The following is a 23511-nucleotide window of genomic DNA, read 5'->3' as shown; positions in this document are numbered from 1 at the left end:
GTTATCTGCCACCGACCGTTTACGAACGGACGATGGCCTTGAAACCACCTATCGAGGTGTCCGGAATTAGTTGACCACTACATCGTTCGGCACACCGCATAATTGAGGGTGCACATTCAGGCCCCTTCCCGGCTGAAGCCGGTCCCACATTCACACCGCGTACCGTCAGTAGGACCGGCTTTAGCCGGGAAGGCGGCATACGTCATGCCGCAAAAGTGAGGGTGCACATGCGGGCCTTTTCCCGGCAGAAGCCGGTCCTACATTCACACCGCGTACCGTCAGTAGGACCGGCTTTAGCCGGGAAAGCGTCATGCGTCACACCACAAAATTGAGGGTGTGCATGCGGGCCCCTTCCCGGCTGAAGCCGGTCCTACATTCACACCGCGTACCGTCAGTAGGACCGGCTTTAGCCGGGAAGACGTCAGACGTCACACCGCAAAAGTGAGGGTGCACATTCAGGCCCCTTCCCGGCTGAAGCCGGTCCCACGTTCACACCGCGTACCGACTGTAGGACCGGCTTTAGCCGGGAAAGCGTCATGCGTAATACCACAAAATCGAGGATGCACATGCAGGCCCCTTCCCGGCTGAAGCCGGTCCTACATTCACACCGCGTACCGTCAGTAGGACCGGCTTTAGCCGGGAAGGCGTCATGCGTAACACCACAAAATTGAGGGTGCACATTCAGGCCTCTTTCCGGCTGAAGCCGGTCCTACTGAAACACCGTGCTTAATCCGCCAGCCACCCGTTGACCCAGTGCTGGAGGTTGTCGCCGCGCAGGACGTAGTCGCGCATGACCACTTCTTTCAGCTCATCGCCCATGCGGTAGCTGGCGTCCGGGTCGGCCAGGTGCATGCGGATCGCTTCCAGCCATTCGGCGGTGCTGTTGGTCATCACGCGGGTGCATGGCAGGTAGCCGTCGTACGCCCGGGTGTCGGTGCAGATCACCGGGTAGCCGCAGGCGCCGTATTCCAGCAGGCGCAGGTTGCTTTTGCAGTCGTTGAAGATGTGGTGTTCCAGCGGCGCCAGCGCGAGGTCCAGGTTTAGGGCCGCCAATTTGGCCGGATAGGCCAGCAAGCCCACTGACGGATAAAACTCGTGCACGTACGGGCGCAGCGACTCGGGGCACATGCCGAAGAACACCCAGTCGACCTGATCGGCCAGCTCGCGCACGACCTCGGCGATGATTTCCAGATCGCCGGCATGGCTGGTCCCGCCGCCCCAGCCCACCCGAGGCTTCTTCGAGGTCCGGCGCTGGCTGCGCAGGCCGGTCCAGAGCTGTGAAGCCAGCATGTTCGGCACCACGCGGATGTCGTGGTGCATCCCCGACAGCGCATCGGCCAGCGTCACAGTCGACACCACCACCCGATCACACAGGCTGGTGCCCAGACGCACCATCGCTTCCATGTTCGACGGCATGCTGCGCAAGTGGCCGTTCTTTTTCGGCACGCTGATCACGTAGTCGTCCAGCTCGTAAATGCGCCGGGCGTTGGAGTACGCCTTGAGGCTGGCGACCTGATCGATGGAATTCTGGCTGTAGCGGCACTGCACGACGATCACGTCCGGCGACTGACGCTCCAGCTCGATGATCGACGGCAGGTCGTAACTCATCCGCCCTTCGATTCGGCCATCGGCTTCCAGCTCCAGAAACGGCTGGGACACCCGGTAATGACCCACCGCCGTGCTGTTGACCGGGATCGCCAGCACATTCGGCAAACGGCGCGATGAATAAGGGTTCCAGCCTTTTTTAAGGCCCGGTTCCAGGCTATAGAACGAACCGGTCAGGCGCAGGTTCGGGTTGTAGGCCGGATCGCGGGCGAGGATCGGCAGCCAGCGTTTGTAGAAGGCGTGCTGATCGTCGACTTGGGATTGTTTTTCGCGCACCTGTTCCGCCGGTGTCGAGGCGCCGATCGCCAGCACGGCACGGGGTGCCCAGACCACCAGATGGCCGGATTCGCGCACGCGCAGGCAGAAATCCACTTCGCTCAGGCTGCCGGTGAATTCATTGCTGTTCAGGCCACCGAGCTGCTCGAACAAGGCCCGGCGCACCAGCAGGCAGTGGCCGCCCACCGCGCTCAGATCCTGGGCCGCTTGCAACCGCAGCAGATGACCGGGCGCGTGCAGTGGCTCGCCAAAAAACGCAGGGCCGGCCGGGCCGTGGTAACCCAGAATCAGCCCGGCCTGCAGGATGTAGCCTTCGGGGGTGAACAGCTTGGCGCCGACCACGCCGACTTCTTCCCGCCGGCCGTGATTGACCAGTTCGCCCAGCCACGCGGAATCGGCCACCACCGCGTAGATGCTGAGCATCAGCAGGTGCTCGCCGCGGGCGTGGGCAGCGGCGAAGTTGCGCACGTCGGCGCCGTTGCCCTGCCCTTCGTAATGCAGCACGCGCAGGGTATCGCCGCCGATCTGCTGCATGTCCGCCAGCCAGGATCGCGCTTCCGGGTTTTGACTGGCGCAGTCGACGATCAGCACTTCGAACGGCGCGTAAGCGGTCTTCGACAGCAGCGATTCGATGCAGCGCTGCAACGCCGCCAACTGGTCCTGATGGACGATGATGATCGACACCAGCGGACGCGCGTCGCTCAGGTAATCAATGTGATTGACCCACTGCCCTTCCACCTCGCGCAGCTGATGGGCGATGCCCATGCGGTGCAGATGCCCATCGAGCACCGGAGCGTTTTGCGACATGACCTCATCGAGCGCGAGCCACGCCTGGAAGGGAAACTGCGACTCAACGAGGATTTCCGAAACGTGCTGAACCACCACGCCATGGGCTTCGGTCAGTCGCCAGATGGCGTCGTGGGGGGCCAGTTCGCCGTAGGTGGAATCGAAACCGCCTAGCCTGACCAGCGCGTCGATCTGAAACGCCAGCACCCGGCCAACGTAGGGGTAACTGCGCAGCAGGTCGAGGTTGAAGTCAGGCCGGAACACCGGCTCGGCCGATTCGCCTTCGTGCAGCGCGCCTTCGTCGCCGTACAGGCACAGCACGTCCGGCGAGTGGGCAACGCGTTCGGCGAGGATCAGCAGCGCGCAATCGGTGAGCCGATCCCCCGCCCGCAGCAGGTAGCACCAGTCGCCGCGCTCAAGCTGAGGCAACAGGTCATTGAGTTGCGCCAGCCAGTCGGGCTGCAGCGGCAAGGTGAACACACGGCCTTCGAGCACCGGCGCGTCACAAGCGCTGGACAGCACCAGGGTCAGTTCGGCGGCGTACAACTGCGCGTCGAGACTGGCCAGGGTCAGCGCCACACCGGCGGCACTGGCGTGTTCGTCGAGCACCACCGCCACCATCTTCGGCTGCGACGGCCATGTCGCGACGTTATCCGCCACGCGCAGGCGATCGGCGCCAAACAGGGTGCGGAAGCTCAACCATTGCTGGTACAGCTCGGCAAAACTTTCGCTGTCGGTGCCGACCCGCCACGGCAAGGCGGCCTGTCGGTCACCGAGCATGCGGCTGAGGGGCAGTTCTTGCCAGACACGGGGCTGCTCCAGCGCCTGAGTCAGCGGCACGAAGCGCACCCAGCCGTATTCGGGGGCGTCTTCGCCGGTGCGCGCCTTGAGCATCTTGCCCAGCCATTGACGCTCGTCGGTGATCAGATCCCTGACCCACTGCTGACGGCTGAAGCGCTCCGGGTGCAAGCGCTCGGCGCTGAGCACGTCGTTGAGCATGACCATGTTGCCGCGCTTGAGCAGACAGACGTAGAGCACGAAATCCACCAGCGCGGTGAAGCCGTCGCCCACTTCACGGAGCGCCGGCAGAATCACCTGCACATCGCTGCGGCGCATCAACGAGCTGCTGAAGCCGCCGAGGAAGTTGGTCGGCGAAATATCGAATACGGAGAGCAGATCGGCGCCGTAGAACACCGAGCTGGATTCGGCCAGCGGCGCGTTCTCGATGCGCACCGGCAGCTGAATGTCCTGGGGGTCGCAGAAATAACGCTGGGCCAGCACCAGGCTGACGTCGTCATGCTCGACAAGCACGCTGGCCTGACGCGCCACCGCCGCCGGAAAAAGCCGGTCGTCGTCGCAGAAAAACTTGATGAACTCGCCCTGCGCTTCGTGCAGGCACACCAGCAGATTGCCGACGAAACCCTGACGCGTAGGGTTGCGCACGTAACGCAGGGTGACCGGGCTGGAGTCCAGGTACTTTTCAACGATGCCCTGGATCTCGTCGGTCTGGCTGTCGTCGCAGACCACCACTTCAAGGGGCCTATAGGTCTGGGCCAGGGCGTCCTGAAGCGCTCGCTGAAAGAAGCGCGGGTTGTAGGCGGGAATGACGAGGCTGACGAGAGGAGCTGAATTCACGGGCGGGACTCACGAGCGGTGCCGCGCCCCGGGGAGAGGATCGGCATAACCGCTGACAATACGGTTGACGCTCAACGGTGGCGACACCTGTGGATCAGGTGCCGCCCTCCGCTGGGCCGATTACAACTTGCTGAACAGGTTCAGCGCCGACAGTTGGGTGAACACCAGCTGCGAGGCTTGCAGCATGGTTTTCTGCAGGGTCAGACGGGCGATGGCATCGACCGGGTCGGACGCGGTGATCGTGCCCGATTCGGTGGTGCCGTTGTCGATCATGGTCTGGTTGGTCACGCTCTGATCGGTCGCGGTCTTGGCCCGGGCACCGCCTTCGCTGGTGGCATTGATGATCTGCTCGGCCGCACTTTTCAGGTTACCGATGGTGGAGGTCATCGTGGCCTGCAGTTTCTGCTGGGCAATCGGGTCGCCATCGACCTTGCCGTTGAGCGCGGTAATGACCTTGGACAAGGTGTTCAGCACGTTCTGGCTTTGCTGGGTCGAAGACTGCGCGGTGAACTGGTCACCTGCCGCCATCGCCGGCGGCGTGCCGCTGAAGGTGAACGTCACGCCGGAGGCCGTCGCCGTGTTACCGCTCAGCGTGCCGGTGGACACCGCTTTGCTGGTCGCCGGGTCATAGGGCGCTGCGTACAGATTGAAGTTGGTGGCATCCGTAAAGCGCACGACAGCGCCGCCCGACGGGAAGGTTTTGTCGAACGCGGCCTGATCGGTCACCACCGAGCTGGTGATCACATCGGTCGAGGTGTTGGCCGGCAGACGCGAAGTGCTCACGGTGCTGGGGGAAACACCCAGCTGGAAGGTGTGGTCCTTGACGGCCGCGTCGGCGGCGCTGGTGCTTGCGTACTGATCTTTGGTCAAGTTGATGTTCAGGTTCAGTTCCAGGCCCCGGAAGGTGATGGCCTGGTTCGCCGAACTGGTGGACGCAAACTTGCCGGCGGCCGACGCCTCACCCGTCACATCCTGGTTGTTTTTGTCCAAGATGGTATAGGCCGTGCTGCTGGTGAAGGAGATCTTGTAGGGCTGGCCGGCGGTGAAACTGGTGTCGTAGGTGGAGGCATTGCTGACGCTGCCGCCGGACAACGAGATCACGCCGTCATCCGCGCCAGCGACCAGGGTCGTTGAGGTGCGCGTGGTGTTGGTCGCTTGTTCGAATGCATCCCAGCCGGTGGTGTTGCTGGCCATGGAGATGCCCGTGCCAACGGCCAGCAGGTTGCGCGTCTGGTCGCCCTGATAGCTGTAGGTGCCGTCGGAGCTGACGGCGTATGGCGCGGTGGTGCCCTTGGACCCGGAGAACAGGTAGGTGCCGTCGGCGTCCTGGCTGTTCATCAGGCCGAGAATCTGCCCCTGCAACTCCTTGAGCTCGGAGGCGTTGGCCTGGCGGTCCTTGTCGGTGAACGAGGTGTTCGCCGCCCCCAGTACCAGCTCTTGCGCGCGCTGAATCGCCGAGGTGATCGACGTCAAGGCCGTCTCGGTCTGCACGACGGTGGTATTGATCGTGTCGATGTTGGATTTGTACTGATTGAGCATCGTGCCCTGCTGCTGCAACTGCAGCACACGGCCCGCGCCGACCGGATCATCGCCGGCCGTGTTGAGCTTGACCTGGCTGGCCACTTCGTCACCGGTTTTGGTGACGTTGGCGTAACTGCGCGAATAGTTCGTGGCGCTGGTTTCGTAAAACTGGGTCGTTGAGATACGCATGGATTACGATTCCTTAAAGACTGTTGATCAGCGTGCTGAAAATGGCTTGAGCGGCTTTGATGATCTGCGACGAAGCGGTGTAGTACTGCTGATACTTGACCAGGTTGGCGGCTTCTTCATCCAGCGAAACACCGGAAACGCTGTCGCGCGCACTCTTGGCCTGGGTAAGGACGGCGGTGGTGGCCGTCGAATCATTCTTGCCCTGCGCCGCCTTGCTGCCGACGGTGGTAATCATGTTGGCGTTGGCGCCGCTCAGGCTCATGCCCGTGCCATTGCCGGCTGCGCTGTCGAGGGTCTGTTTGGTCTGCAGGGTACCGACCGAGGTCGCGTTGCGGTTGTCCAGAGACCCGGCGCCGGTCATGGCGATGCTGTAGGTGTCGCCACTGTTGGCCGAGCCGGCGAGGGTCATGCCAAACTTGAACGACTGCGCAGCACCCGACGAGTCGGTGTAACCCACTTCCAGACTGATGTCGTTGGACTGGCCTTGAACAATCGACCCCTTGATTGCATTGCCGGACTTGTCTTTGACCGCCGCGCCCTGCGCATCGACCAGCGTATAGGCTTGAGCACCATTGGTGACATCGCCCATGAGCAAACGCATCGGCGTCGAGGCGGTGAGCGCGTTTCGCAGATCGGCCGTCGCGGTCGGGTTGTAGATGTCGGCCTGGGTCGACAAGACAGGCTGGGTGAACGTGCCCGAGCCTTTGCTCACGATGGAGCTGCCGGTCAGCGGACTGGCCGAGGCGATGGCTTTCGGGTCGGTCATCACCACCTTGATACCGTCGGCACCGGTCTTGGTCGGGCTGATCTTGAAGCTGTCACCCTCGGTGGAGGTGCCATTGAATTTCAGCGAGAAGCCGTCGATGACCGGCGCAGTGGTGGCGCTGGTGTTGTACGAACCCATGTCCCTGCCGTCCGGCAGCCGCTTGACGCTGTACTGGCCGCTGGCATCGGTGAAGGTCACCTGATAATCGTTGGTCTGCAGCGCGCCGCTGTTGGCAATGGACACCGCGAAGTTGCCCGAGGACTGATCGTTGGTCGTGTTGGCAAGGCTGCGCTGGCTGGTCAGGCTCGGGTCATTGACGCTGATAAACAGGTTGCTGCCGAAGTTGCCGTTGGCGTCCACACCCTGGTTGAGCTGGCTGTTGATCTGGTCGGAAGCGACCACCGCCAGACGGCCCAGCTCGCTGGCGGCCGGCTGCAGCACGTCGCTGCGATAACGCAGCAACCCGCCAAGCGAGCCACCGGTTACCACACTGGAGACATCAACTTCGTTGTTCTGATATTTCAGTTTCAGCGCATACACGCTGGGGTCGCTGTCACTGGGCACGGCGCTCAGGGTATTGGCGGTGGTGCCGGTGACCAGCGGCTGGCCGGTGCCGATGTAAACGTCATAGCTGCCGTTGTTTTCAACGACCTTGGCGCCGACCAGTTCATTGAGCTGACGTACCGCCTCGGTGCGCGAATCGAGCAGCGTGTTGGGCTGACCGCCGGAAGCCTGGGTCTCGGTGATCTGCTTGTTGAGGACGGCAATGGACGACGCCAGTGCATTCACCTGCCCTGTTGCCGTGGTCAGCTGGGTATTGATGCTGGCGTTCTGGTCCTTCATCTGCGCCGAGATGGTGTTGAACTGACCGGCCAGCGCCGATGCACTGGTCAGAAATGTCGTGCGCGCAGCCGTGTCGGTCGGCCCGGACGCCAGGGCGCTCAGGTCAGTGAAAAACTTCGCCAGCACCGTGCTCACGCCGGTCGAGCTGTCGGACAGCATCGAGTCGAGCTTGCTGGCCTGGCTCAGGTACGCGGTGGCGTCGGCGTTGAGCGATGTGCTGGTCTGCAACTGGTTATCGAGGTAGCCGTTGTAGATGCGGCGCACGTCGGACAACGTCGTACCGGTGCCGATGAAACCGACGCCGATGTTCTGCTGAGCCCCGGCGGCGGTCATCACTTGCTGACGCGAGTAGCCCTGCGTGTCGACGTTGGCAGTGTTGTTGCCGATCGTCGTCAATGCTGCGCTGCTGGCGGTGAGTCCCGAAAGCCCGATTGAGATCAGTGACATGGTTCAAACCTTATAAAGTCGTGGAAGAGCCCGAGGCGGATGCGTAGGTCTGGTAACTCTTCATCTGTTTCGCTATCTGAGAAATCTTGCTGGCATAGGACGGGTCGGTTGCGTAGCCGGCCTTCTGCAGCTCTTTCACAAACTGTTCCGGGTTATCGGCGGATTTCAGGGTTTCTTGATAGCGATTGTTGTTCTGCAGGAAGCTCACCAGGTCGTGGAAGCTGCTGGCGTACGAGTCGTAGGCGCGGAAGTCCGCGGTCTCCTTGACCATCTGGCCGTCACGGAACTCGCTGGTGATCGCGCGGGCTTCCGGTCCTTTCCAGCCGCCCTGGGCCTTGATGCCGAACAGGTTGTGGCTGCTGCCGCCGTCGGACTGACGCATGATCGATTTGCCCCAGCCGGTTTCCAGCGCGGCTTGTGCGACGAGCACGCTCGGATCGACGCCAATACGCGCGGCAGCGTCCTTGGCCAGCGGCATCATCGTGGCGACGAAGTCATCCCGGTTGGCGAATGCACTCTTGCCCGGCGCCAGCGGTGTCTGCACGCGACTGCGCACATAAGCGTCAGCGTCGGCGGAGTACTGAGGCCCGACGGTCCAGTCGCCATTGCTCTGAGACCCTGCGCTTTTCGCGGCGGCCACGGCATTGGAAACGGCGATGCGGTTCTTCAGTGTGGTAGCGCTGGTGCTCGCGTCCTGGCCGGCGGCGGTGGCGGTGTTCGGGACGATGCCGGCCATGATGCGGTCGCTGAGTTTGCTCGGCAGCGACAGGCGACGGGAATTCAGCGCTGCCACGTCGCTGTGCGCGGTGCCGTCGGTTGCGGCGGGCGCAGTCACCGAACGGGTGGCCCACAGCGGACGCTGAGCGATGTGCGTGGCCAGACCGGTCTGGGCAGGCGCGTCGGCTTTGCCGTCGACCTTTGCCGTGGTCTTGTTGTTGCCGGACACAAGCCCGGTGGCCGGCGCGACTTCAGCGCCCTTGTTTTTCGACAGCTGACGCATGAGCACGTCCTGCAGACCAATGCCGCCACCCTCGCGAGACATGCTCACCGACAGCTGCTGGTCATACATGTCCTGATACTGCCGCGTCGCCGCGGTGTTCATCGGGTTGTCCTTGGCCAGCACTTCGTTGGCCGAACGCATGGCCTTGAGCATCTGGCTGACGAACAGCGACTCGAATTCCTGCGCGACTTTCTTGAGGTTGCCCTCGCTGTCGCGATCACCGGTTTTCATGGCCGTCAGACGATTGAGGTCGGTGTACGCCCCTGAATCACCTGAAGAAACGCCGCCGCTTGGAATGCTCATTCAGTTTGCCTCTTAAATCACGATCAGGTCGGCTTGCAACGCGCCGGCCTGTTTCAGTGCTTCGAGAATCGCCATCAAGTCGCCCGGCGCTGCGCCCACCTGGTTAACCGCGCGGACAATCTCATCCAGCGTGGTGCCCGGACCGAACTTGAACATCGGGTGCATTTCCTGCTGGGCGTTGATCTTCGAACGCGGGACCACGGCGGTCTGGCCGTTGGAGAACGCGCCCGGCTGGCTGACGATCGGGTCTTCGGTGATGGTCACGGTCAGGCTGCCGTGGGTCACGGCTGCCGGCGACACCTTGACGTTCTGGCCGATAACGATAGTGCCGGTCCGCGAGTTGATGATGACTTTGGCGGACGTCTGGCCCGGATCGATTTCCAGGTTTTCCAGCACCGACAGGTAATCAACACGCTGATTGGGGTCCAGCGGCGCGGTGACCCGCACAGAGCCGCCATCCAGCGCCTGAGCGACGCCTGGGCCGAGCATGTCGTTGATCTTGTCGACGATGCGCTTGGCGGTGGTGAAGTCGTTGCGATTGAGGTTCAGGGTCAGGGAGTTGCCCTGGTTGAAGCCACTTGGCACGGCACGTTCAACCGATGCACCGCCTGGAATGCGCCCGGAAGACGGCACGTTGACGGTGATCTTCGAACCGTCGCGGCCTTCGGCATCGAAGCCGCCGACCACCAGGTTGCCCTGGGCCACGGCATAGACGTTGCCGTCGATACCCTTCATCGGGGTCATCAGCAGGGCACCGCCGCGCAGGCTTTTCGAGTTACCGATGGACGACACGGTGATGTCGATCTGCTGACCCGGTTTGGCGAACGGCGGCAGGTCGGCGTATACGGCCACGGCCGCCACGTTTTTCAGCTGCACGGTGCCGGAACCCGCCGGCACCTTGATGCCGAACTGCGAGAGCATGTTGTTGAAGGTCTGCAGGGTGAACGGCGTCTGGGTGGTCTGGTCACCCGTGCCGTTGAGCCCCACCACCAGACCGTAACCGATCAACTGGTTGGTCCGTACGCCGGAAATGCTGGCGATGTCCTTCAGGCGCTCGGCGTGGGCGCCCATCGCGGTGGTGAACAGCAGCGCTGCCGCTATCAGTTGCTTGAACGTGATCATGGCTATCCCGCTATCAGAAAGGGAACAACGGGCTGAGGAAGAATCGGTCGAACCAGCCTGGCTGACTGGAATCGGCAAACGCGCCTGTACCGGAATAAGTGATGCGTGCATCGGCGATGCGAGTCGACGACACGGTGTTGTCAGTGGCAATGTCGTCGGCGCGAATCAGGCCGGCGATGCGCACCAGTTCGTCACCGGTGTTCAGGGTCATCCACTTCTCGCCGCGCACCAACAGAATGCCGTTGGGCATGACGTCAGCGACGGTCACGGTGATCGAGCCGGTCAGGCTGTTGCTCTGCGCCGCCTTGCCGTCACCCTTGGTGGCGCGGTCGCCGGTGTATCCGGCGTCCAGGCTGAGGTTGCCGCCGCCAACCGGGTTGTTGGTGCTGACGCCTGCGCCAAACAGCGAGGTCAGGCCAAGGCTGGTTTTGCTGGTCTTGCTGATCCCGGAGCTGGCGGCCTTGCTGGCAGCCATCTTCTCGGAAAGCGTGATGGTGATGATGTCGCCGACCCGATAGGCCTTGCGGTCGCCGTACATGTTCTGCTCGAAACCGGCCTGATAAATCGAACCGTTGCTGGCCGCTGAAGGCAGCGGCGTGCGCGGCAACACCGGCGTGTAATAAGGGTCATTGGGTTTGGCCGCAGGCGCAACGCAGCCGGTCAGCAGCGCGATACCGCACACAGGAGCTGCCAACAGGGAAAGCCGCAATACAGAGAGCCGTTTCATGACACTTAAAACCTCGCGGTGTAGCAGGCGTTTTTCAGGCGCCCCTTGGAATTGATCAGGTGTTTCGCAACAGGACATCAGGCGTTTCAAACAGGGCTTACAGGTTCTGGGTCACGTACTGGAGCATCGAGTCAGCGGTCGAGATCACTTTGGAGTTCATCTCGTAGGCGCGCTGGGTGGTGATCATGTTCACCAGCTCTTCAACGGTGCTGACGTTGGAGTTTTCCAGGGTGTTCTGCTTGACCACGCCCAGACCGTTGAGGCCCGGCGTACCGACCTGAGGTGCGCCGCTGGAAGCGGTTTCCAGGTACAGGTTGCCGCCCTGGGATTGCAGGCCGGCCGGGTTGATGAAGTCCGCGGTCTGCACGTTACCGATGATCTGTGGCGTGGCGGTGTTGGCCGAGGTGGTGATCGACACGGTGCCGTCTTCGCCGACGGTGAAGGTCTGCGAGTCTTGCGGAACGACGATCGCAGGCTCCAGCGCGTAACCGTTGGCGGTCACGATCTGGCCGTTGCTGTCCAGGTGGAACGTACCGTCGCGGGTGTAGGCCAGGGTGCCGTCAGGCTGACGGATCTGGAAGAAACCGCGACCGTTGACCGCCATGTCCAGCGGCTGGTTGGTGGTCTGCAGGCTGCCGGCGGTGAAGTTTTTCTGGGTGCCGACGATGCGCACACCGGTACCCAGTTGCAGGCCCGATGGCAGCTCGCTGTCCTGAGTGGACTGGGCGCCTGGCTGACGCTTGATCTGGTAAAGCAAGTCCTGGAATTCCGCACGGTCGCTTTTGAAACCGGTGGTCGAAACGTTGGCCAGGTTGTTGGAAATGGTCGTCAGGTTGGTGTCCTGGGCGGCCAGACCGGTTTTAGCAACATAGAGTGCCGGAAGCATGTTTGAATCTCCTCGAGCGCCTGTTTATCGGCGCAAGCTGTCAGTCATTAGCCCATTTGCAAGACGCGAGCCATCGACTCGTCATCCTGCTCGGCGGTCTTCATCATCTTGATGTGCAGTTCGAATTGGCGGGACAGCGCCAGCACCGAGGTCATCTCGTCGACGGCGTTGACGTTGCTGGCCTGCAGAAACCCGGATTCGACCTGCACGTCAGCATCGGCCTGGGCCGGTCTGCCGCTTTTGGTGTGCATCAGACCGTCGGGGCCTTTTTCCATGGTGGTCTGGTCGCCCTTGACCAGCTTGATGCGGTCGATCTGCGCCATGACCTGCGGGCTCTCGCCCAGCGAGCGAACGCTGATGGTGCCGTCGGCGCCGATCTCGATCTGCTGCTGCGGAGGCACGGCAATCGGCCCGCTGTTGCCCATGACCGGCAAACCATTGCCATCACGCAACACGCCGAGGGCGTCGATGTTCATGCTGGAGGTGCGGGTGTAGGCTTCGCCGCCGTCGGGCGTCTGCACCGCCATCCAGCCGTTGCCTTTGACGGCGACGTCCAGATCGCGACCGGTGTCGACCATCGCACCCTGGCTGAAGTCAGTGCCGGGACGTTCGCTCATGGCGTACGCCCGGGACGGGTTGACCTCGCCGAACACGGGCATTGAGCGCGCCTGTTCGAGGTCGCGCTGAAACCCGTTGGTCGAAACGTTCGCCAGGTTGTTGGCATGGGCCTTTTGGGCGATGGCGTTTTCCGACGCTCCGCTCATGGCCACGTATAGCAACTTGTCCACAGTCTTCCTCCTCCGACAGACGCTTGCCGCCTGTAGCTGTACTGAACAGGTCATAGCAATAATCGAACCAGTTTTTCAGCGGTGATACAAAGCGTTGATTCCTCAATGATTCCGGCGGCATTTGGCGGACCGGGATCCGGTTTGGGCCGCCGCGCGACAGCGGACTGCCGGTTTCCTGCAAATCGACGGCAGCGAGCGCCAGAAAACTCTCCATGGGGTGCGAAACTTGCAGCGTTTTATGAATTCGCTTGAGTCGCTACGGAAAACTGTCATGGGTCTGCGCATCGCCCTGCTCTTTACATTGATTGCCTGCTCGTTTGCCGTGTGGGCGGCGCCGGCGCCCTACTTCCTCTGGCAAGGCGCCCACCGCACCGTCTGCGCCCAGACCAGCCCGGGCAAAGGCTGGACCCGGATCAGCGCCGCGTATGTGAAGTCGGATTGTTCGATTTGACGGGTTTTGATCTGCTGCAGCTTGATTGCCTGACACGCCGCCTTCCCGGCTAAAGCCGGTCCTACAATGATCTCGGCACAACCGGATATCCCGGCTCGACGCAAGACCTGTAGGCGCGAGCTTGCTCGCGAAGGCGGTTTGTCTGTGCCATCCCTCTCGTCTGACCCACCGCATTCGTCAGCAAGCTGACTCCCACAGGTTATGCGCACGACGCTGAAATCCCGGCGAACGCCGATCCTGTAGGAGCGAGCTTGCTCGCGAAGGCGGTTTGCCTGTGATGAATCAACCATCTGACACGCCGCCTTCCCGGCTGAAGCCGGTCCTACAATGATCTCGGCACAACCGGCTATCCCGGCTCGACGCAAGACCTGTAGGAGTGAGCTTGCTCGCGAAGGCGGTTTGCCTGTGATGAATCAACCGTCTAATACGCCGCCTTCCCGGCTAAAGCCGGTCCTGCAATGATCTCGGCACATCCGGATATCCCTGCTCGACGCAAGACCTGTAGGAGCGAGCTTGCTCGCGAAGGCGGTTTGCCTGTGATGAATCAACCGTCTGACACGCCGCCTTCCCGGCTGAAGCCGGTCCTACACTGATCTCGGCGCAAGCGGATATCCCTGCTCGACGCAAGACCTGTAGGAGTGAGCTTGCTCGCGAAGGCGGTTTGTCTGTGCCGTCCCTCTCGTCTGACCCACCGCATTCGTCAACAAGCTGACTCCCACAGGTTATGCGCATGACGCTGAAATCCCGGCGAACGCCGATCCTGTAGGAGTGAGCTTGCTCGCGAAGGCGGTTTAGCTGTGATGAATCAACTGTCTGACACGCCGCCTTCCCGGCTGAAGCCGGTCCTACACTGATCTCGGCACCACCGGCTATCCCTGCTCGACGCAAGACCTGTAGGAGTGAGCTTGCTCGCGAAGGCGGTTTGCCTGTGATGAATCAACCGTCTGACACGCCGCCTTCCCGGCTAAAGCCGGTCCCACCTTCGCGTTCACGCTAAATCCCGCATCAAGTCGCGCGTATCAGGGTCTGCATCAGTTCCGCCTCCGTCGAGAGGGTTTTCGAGTTGGCTTGATAGGCCGTCTGCGCCTGGATCAGCTCCACCAGCTCGTTGGTCAACGTGACGTTGGAGCCCTCCAGCGAATGGCCGATGACACTGCCCAACGTGCCCACGCCCGGCGAGTCGTAATTGGCGACGCCGGAGGCCAGGGTTTCGACCCAGCGGGTGTCGCTCACCGGCTGCAGCCCCTGGTTGTTGGCGAAGCTGGCAAGCATGACTTGACCGACATTGCGGTGCAGACCATTGCTGAACCCGATCATCAGCATGCCGCTCTTGTCGATCGTCAGCTGGGTGGCCTGCCCCGCTGCGTGGCCGTCGATGACGGGGTTGATGCTGCCCGTGGCGGCGTTGTGCTGACTGATCTTGTTGAAGTCCATGACAATCCCGTCGGCATTTCCCACCGCGCCGTTCGCGCCCCAACGCCCGCCCGGTTTGTTGCCGTCCAGCGGTTTGGCCGGCACCCAGCCTTCGAGGGTCAGGGTGTTGTTGGCAGCGGTCAGCCATTGACTGCCGATCAGCGATTGCAGCGAGCCGCCGGAGTCAAACAGCATGCTTGCCGTCGACGGCGCCGTACTGGTCGGGTCCTGCGGGTTACGCCCGTCGATCAGCGTATGCATCTTCCAGCTGTTGCTGCCGTCTTTGACAAAATACTGGGTCATCTCGTGACGCATGCCGAGGCTGTCGAACACGCCGTAGGTGGACGCCTTGGTGTAAGTAGTGATGTCTGCCGGATTGAAGGTCGGCACGGGCCGCGGCATGAGCGAATCGGCCGGGTCGAGCACGGGCAGGCCACCGTCCAGCAACGGCAGTGAGATAGGGCCCGGCGCAGGCGCGGGGCTGGCGGTCCAGCTGCCGTTGACGTTGATCGCCGGACGCCACTTCTGCAGGGACAACTCGGTGTCGGAAATCATCTTCACCGCCGCCGTCGAACCCGTGACCGAGAGCCTCCCCGCCGCAGACACCTGCAAACCGATCTCCAGCGGAGCGGTGCTGGTGGGGTCCAGCGGATTGACGCCGTCGACGAGAATGTACGACGTCCAGTTGTCGTCTTCAGTCTTGACGAAGTACTGCTTCAGTTCGTGATCCTGTGGCGGAACGCCGGCGTCCTGAATCAGCCGCCCCGTTACCCGCGTGTAGGTGGTCGGGTCGCCAGGGTCGAAGCGCGGGATGGCGCCGAGTGACGGCGACGCCGCATTCAGGTTGAGGGTCTGCTCCATCTTGCCGGTGGCCTTGGGCGACATGTCGGCAGCGTCGATCTTCAGGTCCGTGCGAACGCCGCTGATCACCTCCCCCGCGTCTGTCACCCCATAGCCCTGCAAGCGGCTGCCGTGGGAGTCCACGACAAAATTCTGTGCATCCTTGATGAAGGCCCCTGACCGGCCGTAACTGATGGAACCGGCGTCACTCATGACAAAGAAACCGTTGCCCTGAATGCGCATATCAAGCGCCCTGCCCTCGCTGGTGATGACGCCGCCGGGCGCAAAGTTCTGCGAAACGTTGGCCACCTGCACCCCATCACCCGAGGCCGTCCGGCTGCCCCCGAGCATGGATGAGGAATAGACCGCCGAGAACTCGGCGCGTGAGGATTTGAAACCGGACGTGTGGACGTTGGCAATGTTGTTGCCGGCCACTTCCATGCGCTTGTGCGCCGCGTGCAACCCTGAAACCGCTGTGTTGAATGACATGAACACTCCCTGCGCCGTTGTTCAACGACACGCTCGTCAATGCATCGAGATCGCGGGCAAAGGAATGCAATCGAACGGACCGCGTAAACGACGCCGCTCAATGGCATTTATTTGTCAGCGATCTCGATTCTCGCAAAGACGAAAGTAGGAAGTTTCCAGTTGTAGAGTGGGACGGCTCTCGATATTTCAGTCAAAAAAAAGGCATAAAAAAAGCCCCTCAGAGAGGGGCTTCAGCGAACGTATCCAGGGACCGCTATCAGGTCATCTGAATGATCGTCTGCATGATGGTGCTTTGCGTCGAAATGGTCTTGGCGTTCGCCTGGTAGTTGCTTTGCGCCTTGATCAGGTTGACCAGTTCACCGGTCAGGTCGACGTTGGATTCTTCCAGCGCCTGCCCGGTCAAGTAACCCAGCGTACCCGACTGTGGAGCGCCCGTGACCGGGATGCCCGACGAGGCCGATTCGCGCCAGTTGGTGCCGCCCGCGGGTGCCAGCCCCTGAACGTTGGCGAAGTTGGTCAACGACACCTGACCGATCACCTTGGACTGACCGTTGGTGTAAGTCGCGAACATGTTGCCGGTGGCGTCGATGTTCATCGCTGTGATCTGGCCGGTGGCGTAACCGTCCTGGGTCTTGGTGATTGCACCCGAGACCGCGTTGGTCTGGGTGGTCGCCAGCATATTGAGCTTGATCCCGCCCGCGTTGGCGGACGCGCCGTTGCTTGACCAGGTGGTGGTGCTGCCGACGGTGGTCTTGGCGGCCGGTACCCAGTTGTTGATCGAGAAGACGCCGTCAGTACCTACGCTCACGTTTGGCGAATTGGTGGTATCAGGGGCGCCGGTGCCGCTGGTGATCAAGCCACCCGACGAATCGAAGGTCACTGCGGTCGCGTCAGCAGTAGTGGAGTTTGGATCGCTGATGCTGCGGCCATCGACCAGGCTGTACATCGTCCAGGTATTGGTGCCCGTCTTCGAAAAATACTGGTCGAGGGTGTGTTCGTTACCCTGACTGTCGTACAGCGGCGTGCTGTAGGTGGTGGTGTAGCTGTTGGTGTCGGACGGCGAGAACGTCGCAACCGTCGGAACCGTCGACGAGGAGTTCAGGTTGGAAGCGACAGTGATCAAGCTGGTGCTTTTCGGCGCCAGGTTCGACGAATCCACACGCAGGTTGCTCAGCACGCCGGTGGAGACATTGCCCTGACCGTCAACGCTGTAGCCCTGCAGGTTATTGCCCGCTTCGTTGATGATGTAGCCGGCGGAGTCGGTGTGAAATGCGCCGGCACGGGTGTACAGCTTTTCGCCGTTGTTGCTCAGCATGAAGAAGCCGTTGCCGTTGATCGCCAGGTCCAGGCTGCGGCCGGTGCCGGTGTTCAGCGTGCCTTGGGTGAACTGCTGCGAAACCGCGGCGGTGGTGACGCCGCTGCCGGTGTTGGTGCCGCCGGAGGTGCCGCGAATCGATTGGGCGTACTGGTCAGCAAATTCCGCACGGGAAGATTTGAAACCGGTGGTCGCGACGTTGGCAATGTTGTTGCCGGTAACGTCGAGACTTTTGTTTGCGGCGTAGAGCCCACTAAGACCAACATTGAAAGACATGATTAACTCCTGCGCCGTCTAGTCGGCTCTAAATTCCGATTTGCTTGATTTTTGACAGTGCCACCTGGGTGCCGCCGGCAAGGTTCAACGTCATGTCAGAGCCCGTTGTGCCCATGGTCACGCTGCTCACTGTCGCCGGCAGATAGGTGCTCAGATTAGTAGCGGTGCCGTCCAGATTGCCGTTGGCGACGAAGCTGTAATTGCCCGCTGCCACCGCTGCGCCGCTGTCGTCCAGGCCATCCCAGCTGAAGGACGTGGTGCCAGCCTTCTGAGTGCCCAGATCGATGGTGCGCACGACGTTGGTACCGGTGCTGTCGTAGATCTTCACCGTGGTGTCGGCGCTGGACGATGGCAGCACCACCGAACCGGTCATGGCCTTGCTGGTGTCGACGTAGGTGGAACCTGCGTCCACGGTTACCGAGCGGCCAACCAGCGACGAGGCCTGCAACGCCTGGGACGACTGATACAGGGTGCTGATCGAGTCGACCGAGGTGCTCAGGTTCTGCATGGTTTCCAGACTGCTGAACTGAGCCAGCTGGGCCACGAACTCGCTGTTGTCCTGAGGATCGAGCGGGTTCTGGTTCTGCATTTGCGTGACCAGCAATTGCAGGAATGAATCCTTACCCAGCGAACTTGAGCCGGTGAGGCTGCTGGTGTCGGTGCTGGATTTGGTGCTGGTGCCTGTAGTTCCGGGGGTCGTGCTTTGCAGCCCTTTGAGGAACGTCGAGGTAGCGTCTGTGCTTGAGACCGTCATGGATTTCGCCCTTTATCACTGACCCAGGGTCAGGACCTTCTGCATCATTGTTTTCGCGGTGTTCATGATTTCCGCGTTGGTCTGGAACGAACGGCTGGCCGAGATCATGTCGGCCATCTCGTTGACGACGTTGACGTTCGGGTAATACACGTAGCCGTTCTTGTCGGCTGACGGGTGATTTGGCTCGTAACGTGCTTCGAGGTTGGAGGCGTCTTCGACGATGCCGGAAACCTGTACGCCGGTGCCGGCCTGACCCTGGTCTTCGAACAGCGAGGCGCTGCCGCCGGATTCCTGGCCCTGGAAGACCGTGGCGAACACCGGATGGCGGGCGCGGTAGGTCTTGTCCATGCTGGAGGACACGGTTTCGGCGTTGGCGATGTTGCTGGCCACGGTGTTGAGTCGGGTGTTCTGGGCACTCATGCCGCTACCGGCAATATTGAAAACACTGGATAGGGACATGGATTACTCTCCGCGCAGGGCTGCAACCAGCCCTTTGAATTTGCTGTTGAGCAAGGTAAAGCTGGCCTGAAAACCGATGGCGTTTTCGGCGTAGTTGGCGTTTTCGACCTGGGAGTCGACGGTGTTCTGATCGAGCGACGGCTGCGACGGGGTGCGGTAGAGCAGGCTGGCTTCGCCATCGCTCATGCCTTCGGCTTCGATGTGACGGCTATTGGTCATGTCGAGGGCGAAGTGGCCGTTGTTGCTTTTGTCGCTTTGGGCGGCCAGGACTTTGGAGAAGTCGAGGTCACGCGCCTTGTAGTTGGGGGTGTCGGCGTTGGTGATGTTGTTGGCCAGCACTTCAGCACGCTGGGCGCGGAAGTTGAGCGCTTTTTCGTGGATGCCGAGGGCGTTTTCAAAACTGATGCTCATGTCGGGACCTTTGAGGGCTGACCAGATGTACGTGCAGGAGTTATAGCAATGTGCGTGCCACTTGCTGGAACTGCCGTTTTTCGCGGGCTGCAGGGGTGTTGGTGCAGGGGGATGACAGAAAAGCGGCAAGGGATTTCCGCTCGATGGGAGGAAAGCGGCAAGAGCAGTGCCGTTTTTTTGCCGTTGCCGACGCTGCCGCTTTCAAAAGCCGGAGTCGGCTCTTGCATTGTGTACATCCCTCGCTACTCGGCGGCGCTGATGTTTTGGGCTCGGCCTAACGGCCTTGGTTTCGCCTTCGGCGAGTTACTTGGAAAAGCACCCCAAGTAACCAAGGGTGCTTGCTCCTGGTTTGGCCCTTCGTTCCTCAGGGTACCCTCACTCCGACGACGCTCCGTGGGCCCGCGCCGAACGGACATCCATGTCCTAGCGGCGCTCTCGCGGCATCCATGCCGCTCGGCCCACTCCGCGTCGTCTGCGTTCGGCCGGCACCCAAGTCGCGATTGGCGGTGTCTGGACTTTTTGTGTACGAAGATCAAAAACAAAAGCAGATCAAAGGCTTCCCGGCTAAAGCCAGTCCTACGGACTGCATGCGCTGCTGTTAGTGGGACCGGCTTTAGCCGGGAAGAGGCCAGTGCAGGCGCTTGCTATTTTGCTGATCAGACACCCTACCTGTGGGAGCGAGCTTGCTCGCGAATGCCGTTGCCGTTGCCGTTGCCGTGCTGTTGATCTTCATACGCAAACGGTCCGGTCACCGCCGAACGCGACTTGGGTGCAGGCTGAACGCAGGTCTCGCGGAGTGGGCCGAGCCGCAAGGATGCGGCGAGAGCGCCGTCAGGACATGGATGTCCGTTCGGCGCGGGCCCACGGAGCGAGACCGGAGTGAAGGAACCCTGACGAAGGAAGGGCCCAACCAGGAGCACAAAGCCCTAGGTTACTTGGGGCTTTATCAAGTAACTCGCCGAAGGCGAAATATCTGCCGTGAGGCAGATGCCCTACCAGCGCCAACACGAAACAAAAAACCCCGCCTAAGCGGGGTTCTCATCAAAGCAAAACCGCAGCCAATCACTTGGCCTGATAAATAATCCCGGGACTGCACTGCACCATCTGATAATGATCGGGCAACCCGTTCAACGCCTCCGACGCCCCCAGGAACAAATACCCCCCCGGCTTCAACGTCGAATGAATACGCAGCAAAATATCCTTCTTCACCTCTGCCGAAAAATAAATCAGCACGTTGCGACAGAACACGATATCGAACTTGCCCAACGCCGCATAACTGTCCAACAAATTGAACGAACGAAACTCCACACGGCTCTTGATCGGCGCCTTCACCGTCCAGCGCCCTGGCGTCTTCTGATCGAAGAAACGCTGCAGACGGTCCGGCGACAACCCTCGGCCGATGGCCAGACTGTCGTACTCACCCGTCTTGCAATTGTTCAACATCAGACCCGACAAATCCGTCGCCACAATCTGCGCACCCGACTTCAACTGCCCCGGGTTACTGCGCTCGAACTCATCGATCGTCATCGACAGCGAATACGGTTCCTGACCCGACGAACACGCCGCCGACCAGATGCGCAAACGCTGGTTGGGGCTGGCCTTGATCGCCTCGGGCAAGACCTTGTTCTTCATCACCTCGAAGGGGTACGTGTCGCGAAACCACAACGTCTCGTTGGTGGTCATCGCATCCACCACCTGCTCACGCAAACCACTGCGCGGCTGAGTCTGGATCCGCTGGATCAGCTCGCCCAACGATTTGATGGACTGCTGCTCCATCAACTTGTTGAGGCGGCTGGAAACCAGGTACTGCTTATTTTCACCCAGCAAAATGCCACAGGCTTTTTCCAGGAATACCCGGAACTGATCAAAATCCAAATTACCTGTAGACATGCCGCCTCTCAAATCATGTGAACAGCAAGGAGGAAAACCCCTCCTCAGCTGATATCTGCCGCCTTGATACGATCTACCACCCTCGCCGCCAGATCGTCTGGCCGGAACTTGGCCAGGAAATCATCCGCGCCGACCTTCTTGACCATCGCCTGGTTGAACACGCCGGACAACGACGTATGCAACACGATGTGCAACTTCTGCATGCGCGGGTCGCTGCGAATCTCCGCAGTGAGGGTATAGCCATCCATCTCCGGCATTTCAATGTCGGAAATCATCATCAGGAATTCTTCTTCCGGCTTCTTGCCTTCATCCACCAGTTTGCGCAGGAAATCGAGTGCCTGACGACCGTCATTCAACGCCGTGACTTCCACGCCGACGGTTTGCAGGCAACGCGTCACCTGTTTGCGCGCCACCGAGGAGTCATCGACCGTCAGCACGCGCAGCGACAGAGCCTTGTGCTGAACCTCCGCCGTGACCACGCCGACCGAGATGTTCTCGGACACCGGCGCCACTTCGGCGAGGATCTTCTCGACATCGATGATTTCCACCAGCTGGTTGTCCAGACGCGTCACTGCCGTGAGGTAGTGGTCGCGACCGGTGCCCTTGGGTGGCGGATGAATGTCTTCCCAGTTCATGTTGACGATGCGTTCCACCGCATGCACCAGGAAGCCCTGAATCTTGGTGTTGTACTCCGTGATGATCACGAATGAATTGGTAATGTCAGCCAGCGGCTTGCCACCGGTCGCCAACGCCAGATCGAGGATCGGGATAGTCCCGCCACGAATATTTGCCACACCGCGCACAATCGGACTGGATTTGGGCATATGGGTAAGTTTCGGGCACTGAAGCACCTCTTTTACCTTGAACACGTTGATCCCATACAACTGCTTGCCGTCCAACCGGAACAACAACAGTTCAAGGCGGTTCTGCCCGACCAGTTGAGTGCGCTGGTTTACTGAATCCATCACACCAGCCATGCACCACACCTCCCAAAAACGACCAATTGCGCTACCGGAACGGTAAGCGGCACGGGCCTTGCTATTTACTCATCATGAACACACAAACGACAGTATCCCGACGCCCGGCACCCGCAACCCGCAGCTTTGTCTGCGTGCTGGTCGCGCTGTGTCTGTTGTGTGCCGCCAGCCTGAGCCGCGCGGACAACATGACCCTGCCTGAAACACTTATCGGCGTGACCCAGGGCTTTCTTGAATTCACAGTTGAAGACTACATGGCGACCAACCAAACCGCCGGCCGCTACGAAATTGAAGTCAAGCAGCTGGACCCGCGTCTGCGCATGCCGCTGTGCGACAAGGATTTGACAGCCTCACTGGAAAGCCCGGCCCAGCCCATCGGCCGCGTCACCGTGAAGATACGCTGCGAAGGCACGTCCCCGTGGACGGTGTTTGTGCCGGCCCAGGTACACCTTTACCGCAATGTGGTCACGGCCGTGCGGCCCATGAAGCGCGACGCAATCGTGAGTGAAAACGATGTGGCGCTGCGCGAACGCGACGTCAGCCTGCTGGGGCAAGGCTTCCTGGATTCAGTCGATCAGGCAGTCGGGCAAAAAGTTGTCCGACCAACGGTCATCGACCAGATCCTGACGCCCGTCCACCTCGATCAGCCGCAAATGGTCCATAAGGGCGACCAGGTGGTGATCAGTGCGCGCAGCGGTTCAATGAGCGTGCGCATGCCGGGCGAAGCCTTGTCCGACGGCGGTTTCAACGAGCAAATCCGGGTGAAGAACCTCAACTCCCAACGGGTGATCAAGGCCAATATCGTTGCGCCCGGGCAAGTCGAGGTCGCTATGTAACTGACATGTGAAGGTAAGACCTCTGGCGCTGCGCTTGCGCTTTTCCTACACTCGGAACCCCTGTGCTCCGTGCGAAGTCCATTCGAGACTGTTTTCGCACGGGCCCTAAAGTTATTCCGGGTCTGGCCGAAACCAAGGCAAGCGTCCTAGAACCCAGAGGTTTTTCAATCATGGTCATCGACTTCAATCGTTTGAACAGCTCCACTACCGTTGGCGGTACAACACGTACTGCCAGCACCAAGGAAGCCAGCAAAACCGAAGCTACGGCAGCGGTCAGCGGCACCTCGAGCGTGCCCGGTAGCGGTGAGGCAGTACATTTGAGCAGCGAAGCTCAACAGTTGCAGAAGATCAGTGATTCGTTGCGTGATCAGCCTGTCGTCAACAGCGCCCGTGTGGCTGAGTTGAAGCAGGCGGTCGCCGACGGCAGCTATAAGGTCGACAGCAATCGTGTTGCAAGCAAACTGCTTAACTTCGAAGCCCAGCGCTAGCCCCAGGTCTGCGCAGGG

General features: G+C 61.0%; 18 protein-coding genes. 3 read left to right on the top strand and 15 right to left on the bottom strand.

The annotated features are described in order from the left end of the window. Positions 1–726: 726 nt before the first annotated feature. From IFT47_RS11010 to IFT47_RS10975, 8 genes are all read right to left on the bottom strand, one after another. A complete protein-coding gene (locus tag IFT47_RS11010) occupies positions 727–4302 on the bottom strand; it encodes a glycosyltransferase (RefSeq protein WP_192172641.1) in 3576 nt (1191 codons plus the stop codon). 120 nt (positions 4303–4422) lie between these two features. Next, complete coding sequence (locus tag IFT47_RS11005; protein WP_192172642.1) at positions 4423–6012, bottom strand: flagellar hook-associated protein 3; 1590 nt, start codon at positions 6010–6012, stop codon at positions 4423–4425. Between the two features lie 13 nt (positions 6013–6025). Then, positions 6026–8068 carry a flagellar hook-associated protein FlgK gene (gene flgK, locus IFT47_RS11000; RefSeq protein ID WP_192172643.1) on the bottom strand — a complete coding sequence of 681 codons (2043 nt, stop codon included), beginning with the start codon at positions 8066–8068 and terminating at the stop codon, positions 6026–6028. A 10-nt stretch (positions 8069–8078) separates the two neighbouring features. Next, positions 8079–9371 (bottom strand): flagellar assembly peptidoglycan hydrolase FlgJ, encoded by a 1293-nt coding sequence (gene flgJ, locus IFT47_RS10995; protein ID WP_192172644.1) that lies wholly within the window; start codon positions 9369–9371, stop codon positions 8079–8081. Between the two features lie 12 nt (positions 9372–9383). Beyond that, positions 9384–10493: a flagellar basal body P-ring protein FlgI gene (locus IFT47_RS10990; protein ID WP_192172645.1), complete on the bottom strand. Its 1110-nt coding sequence runs from the start codon at positions 10491–10493 to the stop codon at positions 9384–9386. A 13-nt stretch (positions 10494–10506) separates the two neighbouring features. Then, positions 10507–11220, bottom strand: coding sequence for a flagellar basal body L-ring protein FlgH (gene flgH, locus IFT47_RS10985; RefSeq protein ID WP_192172646.1), 714 nt, complete (start codon positions 11218–11220; stop codon positions 10507–10509). A gap of 97 nt (positions 11221–11317) precedes the next feature. Then, the gene (gene flgG, locus IFT47_RS10980; protein ID WP_065987266.1) at positions 11318–12106 is read right to left on the bottom strand and encodes a flagellar basal-body rod protein FlgG; all 789 of its coding nucleotides are present in this window, start codon (positions 12104–12106) and stop codon (positions 11318–11320) included. Positions 12107–12153: 47 nt separating this feature from the next. After that, positions 12154–12894: a flagellar basal body rod protein FlgF gene (locus tag IFT47_RS10975; protein WP_192172647.1), complete on the bottom strand. Its 741-nt coding sequence runs from the start codon at positions 12892–12894 to the stop codon at positions 12154–12156. Between the two features lie 271 nt (positions 12895–13165). Between IFT47_RS10975 and IFT47_RS10970 the strand changes: the two genes are divergently transcribed. After that, positions 13166–13345, top strand: coding sequence for a hypothetical protein (locus IFT47_RS10970; RefSeq protein ID WP_192172648.1), 180 nt, complete (start codon positions 13166–13168; stop codon positions 13343–13345). 1005 nt (positions 13346–14350) lie between these two features. Here the strand turns inward: IFT47_RS10970 and IFT47_RS10965 are convergent. From IFT47_RS10965 to IFT47_RS10935, 7 genes are all read right to left on the bottom strand, one after another. Next, positions 14351–16087 (bottom strand): flagellar hook protein FlgE, encoded by a 1737-nt coding sequence (locus IFT47_RS10965; protein WP_192172649.1) that lies wholly within the window; start codon positions 16085–16087, stop codon positions 14351–14353. Between the two features lie 256 nt (positions 16088–16343). Next, entirely contained in the window at positions 16344–17678 is a 1335-nt protein-coding gene (gene flgE / locus IFT47_RS10960; RefSeq protein WP_192172650.1) for a flagellar hook protein FlgE, read from the bottom strand. Positions 17679–17706: 28 nt separating this feature from the next. After that, on the bottom strand, positions 17707–18432 hold the full coding sequence (locus IFT47_RS10955; RefSeq protein ID WP_192172651.1) for a flagellar hook assembly protein FlgD: 726 nt from the start codon (positions 18430–18432) through the stop codon (positions 17707–17709). Between the two features lie 15 nt (positions 18433–18447). Then, positions 18448–18891, bottom strand: a complete 444-nt coding sequence (flgC, locus tag IFT47_RS10950) for a flagellar basal body rod protein FlgC (protein WP_133775926.1) — start codon at positions 18889–18891, stop codon at positions 18448–18450. Between the two features lie 3 nt (positions 18892–18894). Continuing rightward, positions 18895–19302 carry a flagellar basal body rod protein FlgB gene (flgB, locus tag IFT47_RS10945; protein WP_192172652.1) on the bottom strand — a complete coding sequence of 136 codons (408 nt, stop codon included), beginning with the start codon at positions 19300–19302 and terminating at the stop codon, positions 18895–18897. Between the two features lie 1062 nt (positions 19303–20364). Beyond that, positions 20365–21192, bottom strand: a complete 828-nt coding sequence (gene cheR, locus IFT47_RS10940; RefSeq protein WP_192172653.1) for a protein-glutamate O-methyltransferase CheR — start codon at positions 21190–21192, stop codon at positions 20365–20367. A 44-nt stretch (positions 21193–21236) separates the two neighbouring features. Beyond that, positions 21237–22169 carry a chemotaxis protein CheV gene (locus IFT47_RS10935; protein WP_192172654.1) on the bottom strand — a complete coding sequence of 311 codons (933 nt, stop codon included), beginning with the start codon at positions 22167–22169 and terminating at the stop codon, positions 21237–21239. Positions 22170–22243: 74 nt separating this feature from the next. Between IFT47_RS10935 and flgA the strand changes: the two genes are divergently transcribed. Then, positions 22244–23005 (top strand): flagellar basal body P-ring formation chaperone FlgA, encoded by a 762-nt coding sequence (flgA, locus tag IFT47_RS10930; RefSeq protein WP_192172655.1) that lies wholly within the window; start codon positions 22244–22246, stop codon positions 23003–23005. Positions 23006–23175: 170 nt separating this feature from the next. Beyond that, positions 23176–23493: a flagellar biosynthesis anti-sigma factor FlgM gene (flgM, locus tag IFT47_RS10925; protein WP_192172656.1), complete on the top strand. Its 318-nt coding sequence runs from the start codon at positions 23176–23178 to the stop codon at positions 23491–23493. The last annotated feature ends 18 nt before the right edge of the window (positions 23494–23511 follow it).

The organism is Pseudomonas sp. CFBP 13711 (assembly GCF_014842265.1).
In the GTDB taxonomy this organism is placed as follows: Bacteria; Pseudomonadota; Gammaproteobacteria; order Pseudomonadales; family Pseudomonadaceae; genus Aquipseudomonas.
Note: the sequence above shows the minus strand (reverse complement) of the source record. Positions and strands in the feature narration are given on the sequence as shown.

Excerpts from the sequence above, each read along its gene's own strand:
- cheR (WP_192172653.1), bottom strand. The coding sequence starts at position 21,192 with ATGTCTACAGGTAATTTGGATTTTGATCAGTTCCGGGTATTCCTGGAA.
- flgH (WP_192172646.1), bottom strand. The coding sequence starts at position 11,220 with ATGAAACGGCTCTCTGTATTGCGGCTTTCCCTGTTGGCAGCTCCTGTG.
- flgE (WP_192172650.1), bottom strand. The coding sequence starts at position 17,678 with ATGTCTTTCAATGTTGGTCTTAGTGGGCTCTACGCCGCAAACAAAAGT.
- IFT47_RS10970 (WP_192172648.1), top strand. The coding sequence starts at position 13,166 with ATGGGTCTGCGCATCGCCCTGCTCTTTACATTGATTGCCTGCTCGTTT.
- flgC (WP_133775926.1), bottom strand. The coding sequence starts at position 18,891 with ATGTCCCTATCCAGTGTTTTCAATATTGCCGGTAGCGGCATGAGTGCC.
- flgK (WP_192172643.1), bottom strand. The coding sequence starts at position 8,068 with ATGTCACTGATCTCAATCGGGCTTTCGGGACTCACCGCCAGCAGCGCA.
- IFT47_RS11005 (WP_192172642.1), bottom strand. The coding sequence starts at position 6,012 with ATGCGTATCTCAACGACCCAGTTTTACGAAACCAGCGCCACGAACTAT.
- flgJ (WP_192172644.1), bottom strand. The coding sequence starts at position 9,371 with ATGAGCATTCCAAGCGGCGGCGTTTCTTCAGGTGATTCAGGGGCGTAC.
- flgB (WP_192172652.1), bottom strand. The coding sequence starts at position 19,302 with ATGAGCATCAGTTTTGAAAACGCCCTCGGCATCCACGAAAAAGCGCTC.
- IFT47_RS10965 (WP_192172649.1), bottom strand. The coding sequence starts at position 16,087 with ATGTCATTCAACACAGCGGTTTCAGGGTTGCACGCGGCGCACAAGCGC.
- flgA (WP_192172655.1), top strand. The coding sequence starts at position 22,244 with ATGAACACACAAACGACAGTATCCCGACGCCCGGCACCCGCAACCCGC.
- IFT47_RS10990 (WP_192172645.1), bottom strand. The coding sequence starts at position 10,493 with ATGATCACGTTCAAGCAACTGATAGCGGCAGCGCTGCTGTTCACCACC.
- IFT47_RS10955 (WP_192172651.1), bottom strand. The coding sequence starts at position 18,432 with ATGACGGTCTCAAGCACAGACGCTACCTCGACGTTCCTCAAAGGGCTG.
- IFT47_RS10935 (WP_192172654.1), bottom strand. The coding sequence starts at position 22,169 with ATGGCTGGTGTGATGGATTCAGTAAACCAGCGCACTCAACTGGTCGGG.
- flgG (WP_065987266.1), bottom strand. The coding sequence starts at position 12,106 with ATGCTTCCGGCACTCTATGTTGCTAAAACCGGTCTGGCCGCCCAGGAC.
- flgM (WP_192172656.1), top strand. The coding sequence starts at position 23,176 with ATGGTCATCGACTTCAATCGTTTGAACAGCTCCACTACCGTTGGCGGT.